At 70.0% G+C, this 13201-nt stretch carries 8 protein-coding genes; 1 reads left to right on the top strand and 7 read right to left on the bottom strand.

All coding sequences use genetic code 11. The features are described 5' to 3' along the window. Positions 1-493 precede the first annotated feature (493 nt). Positions 494-1945: a glutamate synthase subunit beta gene (locus tag PUT80_RS30625; RefSeq protein WP_275294267.1), complete on the bottom strand. Its 1452-nt coding sequence runs from the start codon at positions 1943-1945 to the stop codon at positions 494-496. Next, entirely contained in the window at positions 1938-6470 is a 4533-nt protein-coding gene (gltB, locus tag PUT80_RS30620; protein ID WP_037817568.1) for a glutamate synthase large subunit, read from the bottom strand. Before gltB ends, PUT80_RS30625 begins: the two co-directional genes overlap by 8 nt. Before the next feature lie 561 nt (positions 6471-7031). On the opposite strand from gltB, the gene PUT80_RS30615 reads away from it, so the two are divergent. Continuing rightward, positions 7032-7658: a YigZ family protein gene (locus PUT80_RS30615; protein ID WP_037817567.1), complete on the top strand. Its 627-nt coding sequence runs from the start codon at positions 7032-7034 to the stop codon at positions 7656-7658. Positions 7659-7680: 22 nt separating this feature from the next. On the opposite strand, the gene PUT80_RS30610 is transcribed toward PUT80_RS30615, so the two are convergent. From PUT80_RS30610 to PUT80_RS30590, 5 genes are all read right to left on the bottom strand, one after another. Next, positions 7681-7935 (bottom strand): hypothetical protein, encoded by a 255-nt coding sequence (locus PUT80_RS30610; protein ID WP_134730456.1) that lies wholly within the window; start codon positions 7933-7935, stop codon positions 7681-7683. Between the two features lie 402 nt (positions 7936-8337). Then, positions 8338-8904, bottom strand: a complete 567-nt coding sequence (locus PUT80_RS30605; RefSeq protein WP_037817562.1) for a TetR family transcriptional regulator — start codon at positions 8902-8904, stop codon at positions 8338-8340. A 70-nt stretch (positions 8905-8974) separates the two neighbouring features. After that, on the bottom strand, positions 8975-10183 hold the full coding sequence (locus tag PUT80_RS30600) for a cytochrome P450 (RefSeq protein ID WP_275294266.1): 1209 nt from the start codon (positions 10181-10183) through the stop codon (positions 8975-8977). Between the two features lie 127 nt (positions 10184-10310). After that, on the bottom strand, positions 10311-11729 hold the full coding sequence (locus PUT80_RS30595; RefSeq protein WP_275294265.1) for an MFS transporter: 1419 nt from the start codon (positions 11727-11729) through the stop codon (positions 10311-10313). Beyond that, a complete protein-coding gene (locus PUT80_RS30590; RefSeq protein ID WP_037817555.1) occupies positions 11730-13166 on the bottom strand; it encodes an FAD-dependent monooxygenase in 1437 nt (478 codons plus the stop codon). Positions 13167-13201 lie beyond the last annotated feature (35 nt).

Here is a 13201-nt window from a genome sequence, read left to right as displayed (position 1 = left end):
GTGGAACGCGCTGGTGCGACGCCAGCCACACCAGCACGCCCACACACCCGGCCCCACCCGCAAACCCACCAACAACATCAACAAACCCAACACAAACAGAGACTCGGTGGATCCAGGTCTGATTCCCTCAAGGGGCCCCTCACAGACGGCACGCCCCGCTTCCCGGGCCCAGTGTCGCCGTCGGACCGGGCGAGCGCACCACGCAAACGTCACTGCGGCGTCGGCTCAAGTTCCTGGCAATGCCCCTGAGCCAGGGAAAGCCGGCCGATTTCACGGTGGTGGGCGGCGAGGTCGCGTACGACGACGGGGCCGCGCATTAAAAAGGACGGGTGCGACGCCGTTGTCGCACCCGTCCGACAGCCGGGGCCAGCGCGGCGGCAGTGACGCGTCAACCCCGAAACTGAATGGGGCTCAGCGCGGCGACGCTGCCGCGCTTGGCCCCGAGTCTGAACGGAGCAGGCGCGGCGACGTTGACGCGCCTTGCTCCGAGTCCTCAGGAGATCGGCCGGTCCGTCGGCGCGATCGGGGCCGGGAGCACGCCCCGGCCGGTCAGGAAGGCGTCCACGCCGGCCGCGCACGAGCGGCCCTCCGCGATCGCCCACACGATCAGCGACTGCCCGCGGCCCATGTCGCCCGCCACGAACACGTTGTCCACAGTGGTCTTGAAGTCCTTGTCCCGCACGACGTTGCCGCGCTGGTCCAGCTCCACGCCCAAGTCGGTCAGCAGGCCCTCGCGCTGCGGGCCGAGGAAGCCCATCGCCAGCAGCACCAGCTGCGCGGGCAACTCGGTCTCGGTGCCCTCGACCGGGATGAACTTGCCGCCCTCGTTGCGCACCTCGACCAGCTTCAGCGCACGCACCCGGCCGTTCTCGTCGGCCAGGAACTCCTGCGTGTTGACCGAGTACAGCCGCTCGCCGCCCTCCTCGTGGGCGGACGTGACGCGGTAGATCATCGGGTACGTCGGCCACGGGTGCGCGTCCGAACGCGACTCCGGCGGCTTCGGCATGATCTCCAGCTGGGTCACCGACTTCGCGCCCTGCCGGTGCGACGTGCCGACGCAGTCCGCGCCGGTGTCGCCGCCGCCGATGACCACGACGTCGAGGCCCTTGGCCGAGTACGGCGACTCCTCGAGCTCGCCCGCCGCGACCCGGTTGGCCGGCGGCAGGAACTCCATCGCCTGGTAGATGCCCTCGGCCGAACGGCCCTCGATCGGCAGGTCGCGCCACGCCGTCGCGCCGCCCGCCAGCACCACCGCGTCGTGGTTCTCCCGAAGCTCCTCGACCGTGACGTCCACGCCGACGTTCACCGACGTCCGGAATTCCGTGCCCTCGGCGCGCATCTGGTCGAGGCGGCGGTCGAGGCGGAACTTCTCCATCTTGAACTCGGGAATGCCGTACCGCAGCAGCCCGCCGATCTTGTCCGCGCGCTCGTAGACCACGACGGTGTGGCCCGCGCGGGTCAGCTGCTGCGCCGCGGCCAGCCCGGACGGGCCGGACCCGACGACGGCGACCTTCTTGCCCGTCTTGGCGACCGGGACCTGCGGCGTGACCCAGCCTTCCTCGAAGGCCCGGTCGATGATCGAGATCTCGACCCGCTTGATCGACACCGGGTCGTCGTTGATGCCGAGCACGCACGCGGTTTCGCACGGCGCCGGGCACAGCGTGCCGGTGAACTCCGGGAAGTTGTTCGTGGCGTGCAGCCGGTCCGCCGCCTGCTGCCAGTCCTCCCGCCACACCAGCGTGTTCCACTCCGGGATCAGGTTCCCGAGCGGACAGCCCTGGTGACAGAACGGGATCCCGCAGTCCATGCAGCGCCCGGCCTGCTTCTCCAGCTTGGTCGTCGCGAAGTCCTCGTAGACCTCGCGCCAGTCCATCAGCCGCAGGTCCACCGGACGCCGCTTCGGTTCCTCGCGCGTGGTGGTCAGAAAGCCCTTGGGGTCAGCCATGTGCGGCCTCCATGATCGCCTCGTTCACGTCCCGCCCGTCGCGTTCGGCCGCCACCTGGGCGGCGAGCACGCGCTTGTAGTCCTTCGGCATGACCTTGCCGAACCGGTCGACCGCACTGTCCCAGTCCGCCAGCAAGGCCCGCGCGACGGCGGATTCCGTTTCGTTGTAGTGCTTTTCGATGGTTTCGCGGAGGAAGTCCACGTCCGCGGTGTCCAGCGGGTCGATGTCGACCATCTCCGGGTTGACCCGGTGCGCCGGCAGGTCAAGCACGTACGCGACGCCGCCGGACATGCCTGCCGCGAAGTTGCGGCCGACCTTGCCAAGCACGACCATCCGGCCGCCGGTCATGTACTCGCCGCCGTGGTCGCCCACGCCCTCGACGACCGCCAGCGCGCCCGAGTTGCGCACGCAGAACCGCTCGCCGACCTGGCCGCGGATGAAGATCTCGCCGCTCGTGGCCCCGTACGCGATCACGTTGCCCGCGATGATGTGGTCCTCCGCGACGATCGGCGATTCCTTCGGCGGCCGCACGACGATCCGCCCGCCGGAGAGGCCCTTGCCGACGTAGTCGTTGCCGTCGCCGTAGAGCCGCAGCGTGATGCCCTTCGGAATGAACGCGCCGAACGACTGGCCCGCGGTGCCGGTGAAGGTGACGTCGATGGTGTCGTCGGGAAGGCCTTCGCCGCCCCACTTCTTGGTCAGCTCGGACCCGAGCATGGTGCCGACGGTGCGGTTCACGTTGCGCACCGGCAGTTCCAGCCGCACCTTGTCGCCCGCCGCCAGCGCGCCCTCGGCGAGCTGGATCAGCGTGTTGTCGAGCGCCTTGTCCAGCCCGTGGTCCTGCTTGACGGTCTGGTGCCGCACCGCGCGCGGCGGCAGCTCGGGCACGTGGAAGATCGGCGACAGGTCGAGCCCGGCGGCCTTCCAGTGGTCGACCGCCTTGCGCTTGTCGAGCAGCTCGGCGTGGCCCACGGCCTCCTCGACGGACCGGAAACCCAGCTCCGCCAGGTACTCCCGGACCTCCTGGGCGATGAACTCGAAGAAGTTCACCACGTACTCCGCCTTGCCGCTGAACTTCTCGCGCAGCTTCGGGTTCTGCGTCGCGACGCCCACCGGACAGGTGTCGAGGTGACAGACGCGCATCATGATGCAGCCCGACACCACCAGCGGCGCGGTCGCGAAACCGAACTCCTCGGCGCCGAGCAGCATCGCGATCATGACGTCGCGGCCGGTCTTGAGCTGGCCGTCGGTCTGCACCACGATCCGGTCGCGCAGCCGGTTGGCCAGCAGCGTCTGCTGCGTTTCGGCCAGGCCCAGCTCCCACGGTCCGCCCGCGTGCTTGATCGAGGACAGCGGCGAGGCGCCGGTGCCGCCGTCGTGGCCCGAGATCAGCACGACGTCCGCGTGCGCCTTGGACACGCCCGCGGCGACCGTGCCGACGCCGACCTCGGACACGAGCTTCACGTGGATGCGCGCGTCCGGGTTGGCGTTCTTGAGGTCGTGGATCAGCTGAGCCAGGTCCTCAATGGAATAGATGTCGTGGTGCGGCGGCGGGGAAATCAGCCCGACGCCCGGCGTGGAGTGCCGCGTCTTCGCGATCCACGGGTACACCTTGCCGCCGGGCAGCTGCCCGCCCTCGCCGGGCTTCGCGCCCTGCGCCATCTTGATCTGGATGTCGTCGGAGTTCACCAGGTACTCGCTGGTGACGCCGAACCGGCCGCTCGCGACCTGCTTGACCGCGCTGCGGCGCTCCGGGTCGTACAGCCGCTCCGGGTCCTCGCCGCCCTCGCCGGTGTTCGACTTGCCGCCGAGGCGGTTCATCGCGATCGCCAGTGTCTGGTGCATTTCCATCGAGATCGAGCCGTACGAGATGGCCCCGGTGGCGAACCGCTTCACGATCTCCGAAACCGGCTCGACCTCCTCGATCGGCACCGGCGTGCGGTCGCCGAACTTGAAGTCGAACAGCCCGCGCAGCGTCAGCAGCTTCTCGGCCTGGTCGTTGACCGCCTTCGTGTACTCCTTGAAGATGTCGTACTTCCCGGACCGCGTGGAGTGCTGCAGCTTGAACACCGTCTGCGGGTTGAACAGGTGCGGCTCGCCCTCGCGCCGCCACTGGTAGTCCGCGCCGGTTTCCAGCTCGCGGTGGCTCGCCCGGACGCCGTCGACCGGGAAAGCCCGCACGTGGCGCTGCGAAACCTCCTCGGCGAGCGTGTCGAAGCCGACGCCGCCAAGCCGGGAAGTGGTTCCGGTGAAACAGGTATCGATCACCTCGGAACCGAGGCCGACCGCTTCGAAGATCTGCGCGCCGGTGTAGGAGGCCACCGTGGACACGCCCATCTTGGACATGGTCTTGCGGACACCCTTGCCGAGCGCCTTGATCAGGTTCGTGGTGGCCTGCTTGGGAGTCACGCCCGGGATGAGGCCCCGGTGCGCCATCTCCTCGACCGTCGCCATCGCCAGGTACGGGTTCACCGCGGCCACGCCGTAACCGACGAGCAGCGCGATGTGGTGCACCTCGCGCGCGTCGCCCGCCTCGACGATGAGGCCGACCTGCGTGCGCGTCTTCTCCCGCACCAGGTGGTGGTGGACCGCGCCGGTGAGCAGCAGCGACGGGATCGGCGCGTGGTCGGCGTCGACCCCGCGGTCGGACAGCACGATCAGCCGCGCGCCGTCCTCGATCGCCTCGGACACCTCGGCGCGGATCTCGTCGAGCCGCTGCACCAGGGCGTCTCCGCCGCCGTTGACCTTGTACCGGCCCATGACGGTGACCGCCTGGAACTCCGGCAGGTCGCCGTCGTCGTTGACGTGAACCAGCTTCGCGAGCTGGTCGTTGTCCAGCACCGGGAACGGCAGCACGATCCGGCGGCAGGACGACGCGTCCGCGGCCAGCAGGTTCGGCTCCGCGCCGATCTGCGTGCCGAGCGCGGTCACCAGCTCCTCGCGGATCGCGTCCAGCGGCGGGTTGGTCACCTGGGCGAAAAGCTGGATGAAGTAGTCGAACAACGGGCGCGAACCGGATGAAAGGGACGCCAGGGGCGAATCGTTGCCCATCGACCCGATCGGCTCCGCGCCGGTGCGGGCCATCGGCTCGAGGATGGTTTCCAGCTCTTCCTCGGTGTAGCCGAACGCCTGCTGGCGGCGCACGAGCGCGGCGTGCAGCGGGACCTCGCGGTCGCGTTCGGGCAGCTGCTCCAGGCGCAGCAGCCCGGCGTCGACCCATTCGTCGTACGGGTGCTCGGAAGCGAGCTGGCCCTTGATCTCCTCGTCCTCGACGATCCGGCCCGCGACGGTGTCCACGAGGAACATCCGGCCCGGCTCCAGCCGTCCCTTGCGGACGATCTTCGCCTGGTCCAGCTCCAGCACGCCGACCTCGCTGGCGAGCACCACGAGCCCGTCGTCGGTGACCCAGTAGCGGCCGGGGCGCAGGCCGTTGCGGTCCAGCACCGCGCCGATCTGCGCGCCGTCGGTGAACGCCACCAGCGCCGGTCCGTCCCACGGCTCCATGAGCGTGGAGTGGAACTCGTAGAAGGCGCGGCGCGCGGGGTCCATTTCCTGATGGTTCTCCCAGGCCTCCGGGATCATCATCAGCACCGAATGCGGCAGCGACCGGCCGCCGAGGTGGAGCAGCTCCAGCACCTCGTCGAAGGAGGCCGAGTCGCTCGCGCCGCGCGTGATGACCGGGTAGATCCGCTTGAGGTCGCCCGGGATCAGGTCCGTCTCGAGCAGCGCCTCGCGGGCGTCCATCCAGTTGCGGTTGCCCTTGAGCGTGTTGATCTCGCCGTTGTGCGCCACGTAGCGGTACGGGTGCGCGAGCGGCCACGACGGGAAAGTGTTGGTGGAGAAGCGGGAGTGCACCAGGCCGATGGCGCTCGTCACGCGCTCGTCGGTGAGGTCGAGGAAGAACTTCTCGACCTGCGGCTCGGTCAGCATTCCCTTGTAGACGATCGTGCGCGAAGACAGCGACGGGAAGTAAACGTCGTCTTCGACCAGCTCGTGCTCGGCGCGCTTGCGCACGCAGAAGGCGGCGCGCTCGAGGGCGAGGCCGTCGAGGTTGTCCTTGTGCCCGGCCAGGAACAGCTGGGTGAAGTGCGGCATGGTCTGCGCGGCGGTCGGGCCGCAGTGCGCGGTGTCGACCGGCAGCTCGCGCCAGCCCACCACGCGCATGTCCTCCTCGGCGGCGATCCGCTCGATGGTGGTCATGGCGCGGCCGCGGCGCTTTTCGTCCTGCGGCAGGAACGCGGTGCCGACGGCGTAGCTGCCCTCTGGCGGCAGCTCGAACCCGGCGACCTCGCGGTAGAACGCGTCCGGCACCTGGATGAGCAGGCCCGCGCCGTCCCCGGTGTCCGGTTCCGCCCCGCGTGCCCCGCGATGTTCCAGATTTTTCAGCGCGACAAGGGCTTTCGCCACGATCTGATGGTCTCGGCGACCGGTCAGGTCCGCGACGAACGCCACCCCGCAGGCATCGTGCTCGTAGGCGGGGTCGTACAGGCCGTCGGTGGCCGGGGTGCTCGAACGGTGGGTCACGGCTGGCCGCCTCCCAAGGCGTTGGCGCGGGTTCTTTCACTCCGAAAGGGGGTTCATCACTGAACCGGTTAACGAAGTGGTCCGAAACCGCGATGGTCAGTCGAGAAGGGAAACCATCCGGTGCCTCCGCTGTCGCGAGGCGCGGCACTGCGTCGCGATGCGTGGCTGACCGCGGCCGGTCGACGACCGGGCCGGGTGCCGGATGGTTTGTCACCGCACGGCGATGGGCGGCGGAAAAAGTTCTGCACGTCGCTGTACAGGCACACGCGCCGGGGTCGGTCAGCCTGTGTGGTGGGGGCCAGCCGGGGCGCGTGGTGGTGACTCCCGGGTTCGCCGGGTCTTATGACGATAGTGTGAATTCGCTGTGATCGACATACGTCATCGCGCTCTCGTGGGAAAGGCCACGCATACGTTGACGCCCTCCGGGGTACTCCCATATGTCGGGCCGTCTCTCCCGCCACGCGGTCAGCGAAGCCGCTGACCTGCGTAAACCTGTCTGCCTGCCGGGTGTCAACCCCGCGTTCGATGCTGGTTGACTGGGGGTCATGAGGGGGAGCGCCGATGACTGATCGTTATCTGTCCGTGGCAGTGGCCGGGCTGCACGAGATCGAAATACGGCGTTCACGGTTCCTGTGCGCGCTCGCTCCGGTGGGCGACGAAGCGGCCGCGCGGGAGATCATTTCGGCCCGCCGGCGCGCGGAGCCCGCGGCGCGGCACCACTGTCACGCGTTCGTCCTCGGCCCGGACGGCCGTACTCAGCGCTCCAGCGACGACGGCGAGCCCGCCGGGACGGCCGGGGTGCCGATGCTGGAGGTCTTGCGCCGCCGCGAGGTCACCGACACGGTCGCGGTGGTGTCGCGGCATTTCGGCGGAGTGCTGCTCGGCGCGGGCGGGTTGATCCGCGCGTACGGGCAAGCGGTGTCGGACGCGCTCGACGCGGTAGGCCTGGTGGAGTACCGGCGATTGCGGCTGTTCGACGTAACGATGGACTACACGCGGGCGGGCCGCTTCGAAAACGATCTCCGCGCGTCGCCGTACGTGCTGCACGGGACACGCTTCGAAGCGGCGGCGCACTTCGAGGTCGGGCTCGCTCCCGGCGAGGAAGACCGGTTCAGCGGCTGGCTCGCCGACCTCACCGGCGGCGAGGCTGTCGCGGCCGAGCTGGGGGAGGAGTGGGTGCGCGGGTAGTCCCCGGCTCAGGCCCCGAAGATCAAGCCGCGACGGGCTTTCCGTCCAGCGCCCGCGCCCCGGCCTCGGTGAGCACCGCGCGCACCCGCGCGCCGCACGCTCCGTCCTCGGCGGGTTCGATCAGGCCCTTGCGGACGAGGTCGCGGACCGTGCCCTGGTCGCAGAGGCTCAGCCCGTCGACGAACAGGTCCGGTTCACAGCTGCAGCTGATTTCCGCGTGCCCCTCGGCGACGGCACGCAGGGTTGCCCGCTCCCGATGGTTCAACTCGGCAGTCACGGCGGTTCCTCCTTCTGTCCCGGCCCCTGGTGTACCCCGGGAACGGTTCCAGTGTCCGTCGCGATTGCCGGGTTGTCGCGTATTTCACTCCTTTTTACGGGGGTATGTCGCGGGTACCCCGTACGTGACCGACCGTGCGTTGGCCAGCGCTGCGAATGCAGGTTCCGGCGGAGCCGGGGCACGTTCAGATGCCAGCGGAAGTCGCTGTACCCGTGCGAAAGCCGGTACGCGGGAGAAAGCGAGCAGAAGACTCCGCAGAAATGCCGGGTCGCCGCTCGAACGAACAAGCCGACCGCCGCGAACTCGCTTTCCGCCGCGCCGCCTTCGGTACATGAGGGGAACCCTGAGGGAATCTGATTCCCTCAGGGTTCCCCTCACGGCCTTGGCCCCGCAAGCAGCGAATTACTTGCTGCGTTCGAGCAAGGTGCGCACGGCCGGGCCGATGAGCCGCTCGACCTCGTGGGCGGGCGCGGTGGCGAGCGGGTCCTTGCGGGTGATCGAGCGGACCAGCCCGATGCCGAGCAGCCAGGCCATCGCGAGGTCGGCACGCAGTTCGGCGTCCGGCGCATCGGTGAGGCCGGACAGCGCGCGGGTGTACTCGGCGTCGAGCTGCGCGCGCAGCGCTTCGTCGGCGCGGTCGGTGCCGGAGGACCGCAGGTAGGTCTCGATCGAGCGGGACGCCGAGTCGTCGCGTTCGAGCAGGCTCCGCAGCGCCGCGGTGAACAGCCGTTCGGGCGGGGTCGTCTCGACCTGGGCCAGGCCGCCGCGCGCCATCACGTGCTCGAACAACGCGTCCTTGCTGCCGAAGTACCGGAACAGCAACGCCTGGTTGACGCCCGCGCGGTGCGCGATGTCCCGCACCGTTGTGCGGTCGAAGCCGCGGTCGGCGAACAGTTCGGCCGCGGCGTCCAGCAGCGCGGCCTTGGTCGCCGTCGCGTCGCGTTTGCGCGAAGGCTGGTCCGCGGCCATCGGTTCCCCCTGGTGTGCGCTGGTGTGCGCGACGAGGTTAACCCGAGTGGCCGCGGATCGGCCGGACGAACTACGCGGACCAGGCGACAGGCAGCTCCTCGGGGCCGTAGACGAGCGTGTTGTGCTTGTATGCCAAAGCTTCCTTCGGCACGGCGAGTCGCAGGTCGGGCACGCGGCGGAACAACGCGGTCAGTGCTTCCTGCATTTCGACCCGGGCGAGTTGCTGTCCGATGCACTGGTGCGCGCCGAACCCGAAGGCGACATGTGTGCGCGGCGATTCGCGGGTGAAGTCCAGCCGGTCGGCGTTCGGGTACCGGTCCTCGTCGCGGTTGGCCGAGTTCAGCGCGGCGATCAGCCAGTCGCCCGCGGCGATGGTCTGGTCGCCGACCTTGACCTCCTCGGTGGCGTACCGCAGCACGCCGAACTGCACGACCGAGAGGTACCGGAGCAGTTCTTCGACCGCGCGCGGCGGGTCGGCGAGGGCCTGCGCGCGCTGCTCCGGGTGTTCCATCAGCACGAGCGCGCTGAGCGCGATCATGTTGGCGGTGGTTTCGTGCCCGGCCACGAGAAGACTGAGGCCGAGCATGATCAGCTCGTCCAGGTCGAGCGCCTCCCCGGACGCCTCGGCGCGGACGATGAGCTTGCTGAACAGGTCCTCCTGCGGGTCCTGTTGCTTGCCGACGAACAGCGCGCCGAGGTAACCGGCCAGTTCGTGGAACGCCTGGTCCGTGGTGCCCGCGTCCTGGTCGGTGCTGACCAGCAGGCTGCTCTGGCGCTGGAACAGCTCGCGGTCGGCGTACGGGACGCCGAGCAGTTCGCAGATCGCCAGCGACGGGATCGGCAGCGCGAAGTCCTGGACCAGGTCGGCGCGGCCGGGCTTGGCGAGCATCGCGTCGAGGTGCCGCTCGACCTGCTCGCGGACGTACTCGCGCAGCCGCTCCACCCGCCGCACGGTGAACTCCGCGACGACCATCTTGCGCAGCCGGGAATGCTCCGCGCCGTCGAGCTGGATGATCGAACCCGGGTCGACCTCGTCGTACGGGTCCAGATCGGCTTTGACGTGCGCCGACGAGGCTCCGCGCGAGCTGAGCGCCGGGTCGGCGAGCACGGCGCGGACGTCGTCGTAGCGGGTGACCAGCCAGGTCTCGAACCCGGCCGGGCAGCGGATCCGCGACACCGGCGAGGTCTCCCGCAACGCGGCGTACTCGGCGGGCGGGTCGAACGGGCAGCCGGCCGGGCGGTCGGTCGGAAGGGCCGGGGTCTCGGACGGGGTGGGCATGCGGATGGCGCCTTTCCTCCGGCGGTGCGGGCATCTTCCACTCTGGAGACGCCCGCACCGGCATGGGGCCGTTGATCGGGATAGGCGACGGAAGGACCACACCTCTGCCCGATTCACCATTCCTCGGTTAGACCGGTTCGGCGAGCGGCTCGTCGGCGAAACGGCGGGTGACCCGTTCCGCTCCTGCTCGCGCCCAGGCCGTGGTGGCGAGGACGGCGAGCGCGATGATCAGCGTGGTCCCGCCCGCGACCGCCCACCACGCCGTGGCGTACCCGGTGAGCGGGGTGGCCGCGGCGGCGAGGATGGTGCCTGCGACGGCGACGCCGAGGGTCTGCCCGACCTGCCGGGAGGTGGACGCGACCGCGGCGGCGACCCCGGCCTGGGAACGGGGCATGCCGCTGACCGCGGCGTTGGTGATGGGCGGGTTCAGCAGGCCGAAGCCGAGGCCGAACACGCCGTACGCGATCGCGAGGATCCACAGCGGCGTCGTCGCGGACGCGGTGGTGAGCAAGACGGCGACGACGGTCATCGAGATCCCCGCGGTCAGCAGCGGAATCCGCGCGCCGCGCGTGGCGACCAGGCGGCCGGACAGCGGCGCGGCGATCGTCACGGCCACGGCGGTCGGCAGCAGCATCAGACCGGATTGCAATGCCGACAGCCCGCGCACGTCCTGGAGGTACAGCGGCGACAGGAACAGGAACGTGCCGAACGCGGCGAGCCCGCAGACCGCGCTGACCGTGGCCGACGAGAACGGCGCGCTCCGGAAGAACCGCAGCTCGACCAGCGGTTCCGGGCGGCGGAGTTCCCAGCGGATCAGCGCGAGCAAGGCGAGTACCCCGAGCCCGGCCAGTCCCAGGATCGCTGGTGAGCCCCAGCCGAGCCGCTGGCCTTCGATCGCCGCGGTCACCGCCGAGCCGAGCAGGACCACGACCAGCACCTGTCCCACCGGATCCGGGCGGCGCGGGTGCGGGGCCCGCGATTCCGGCACGTAGCGCGCGGTCAGCACGAGCGCCGCGACGACCACCGGCACGTTGACCCAGAAAATCGCCCGCCAGCCGATGCTCTCGGTCAGCACGCCGCCGAGCACCGGGCCGACGCCCAGCGAGATCCCGACGATCGACCCCCACACCCCGATCGCCCGCGCCCGCTCGCCGGGGTCGGCGAATACGTTCGTGATGATCGACATCGCGACCGGGTTCAGCATCGCGCCGCCGAGCGCCTGCACGACGCGCGCGGCGACCAGCCAGCCGATCGACGGGGCCACGCTGCACAGCAGCGAACCGAGTCCGAAAAGGACCAACCCGGCCTGGAAGGTTCGCTTGCGCCCCAACCGGTCCCCGGCGGCCCCGGCGAGCATGAGAAAGCAGGCGATCACGAGCGTGTAGGAGTCGATCGTCCATTGCAGACCGTTGATCGACGCGCCGAGGTCGGTGCGGATGACCGGGAGCGCGACGTTGACGATGGTGTTGTCCATCGCGACGACCAGGATGCTGGAGCAGAGGATCGCGAGAATGCCGAAGCGGCCGCGTGCGGTGTCGGCTCCCATTCAGTGCTCCGTCCAGTCGGTGGTGATTTCTTCGCCCGTTGCCCACACGTCGGCGGCGTAACCGTCCGGGCGGACGAGGACGGCGGCCAAGTCGTGCCAGTCGCGGGTTGAGCGCACGACATTCTCGCCCTCGGCAACGGTGGAACCGAAAGTCACGAGCGTGAACCGGTCCGGCCGCAGCGCGCGATGGAGGGTGCGGCCGTCGGCGAGCGGAAGGTTGGGTACGCGACGGCCGACGAGGCTGCCGTCCTCGGCGTAGGAAACGTCCAGTCCGGACAGCCAGCCGCGCAGTTCGTCCGCGGTGTCGCCGTCGCGGCCGATGAGGTCGGACATCAAGTCCCGCAACGCTTTCCCGCCCGGGGTGAAGGTGACCATGAGCGCCGCCTGGGCGAGGGTGTTCGCCGCGAGCCGGGCCGCGATGGGGCGGCGTTCGGCGTCGTAGGACTGCGGGCCGTCGATGATCCGCCGCGGCGCGCGCCCCTGTACCTCCGCGGCGAGTTTCCACGCGAGGTTCGCCGCGTCCTGCACGCCGACGTTGAGCCCCTGCCCGCCCGCTGGCAGGTGCACGTGTGCGGCGTCGCCCGCGAGGAACACCCGGCCGACGCGGTACTGCTCGGCGTGGCGCGTGGCGTCTCCGGTTCGCGACGCCCACAGCACCTCAGTGATGCCGAAATCGTCGTCGGCGAGCCGCTTGAGCGTCGCACGCAGTTCGGCCTCGTCGGGGATCTGAGTCTGGCGGCGCGCGGCTTCCTCCGGGGTGAGGCCGGTGTCGCCGGGTTCGTGGCCGAAGATCCGGTAAATGCCGCCGGGCAGCGGAAACGCGCTGTACGAACCGCGTTCGTAGTCCCAGTTGTGCGGGTGGGCCGGCGGGCGTTCCAGCTTGACGTCGGCGAGGAACCCCATGGTGGATGCGGGAGTTCCGGGGAAGGCGAGGCCGAGCGCGTGCCGGGTCGCGCTGTGTGCGCCGTCCGCGCCGATGACGTAACCGGCCCGCCGGGTGTCGCCGGTTTCCGAGACGATGGTGACGCCCTGCTCGTCCTGCGTCAGGCTGGCGAGTTTCCACCCGGGCTCGATGACGACGCCTTGCCCGGCGAGGTGTTCGGCGAGCAGTCGCTCGGTTTCCGGCTGCGGCAGCAGGAGCACGAACGGGAACGAGGTGTCGAGCCCGCGGTAGTCCAGCCGGTTCGGCAGAGTCGCGAAATGCGCGGCGGGCACGGGGTTTCCGGCGGCGACCATGCGCGCGGCCAGCGAACCCGGTTCGTCCGGGATCGCGTCGAAAAGCTCGAGGGTGCGCGGGTGGATCGTCGTCGCCCGCGACTGCCCCGCGCGGGTCGGATCCGCCTCGAAGACCCGGACCGCGACCCCCGCCCGGTGCAGGAACGCAGCCGCCGCCATCCCCACCGGTCCGGCGCCGATCACTGCGACCTCGATGTCCATTATTCCCCCTTTGTCGAAGTTCCTGTGGCGAACTC

Origin of the sequence: Amycolatopsis sp. La24 (assembly GCF_029087445.1) — a bacterium.
GTDB lineage: Bacteria > Actinomycetota > Actinomycetes > Mycobacteriales > Pseudonocardiaceae > Amycolatopsis > Amycolatopsis nivea.
This window is presented reverse-complemented; position numbering and strand designations above follow the sequence as displayed.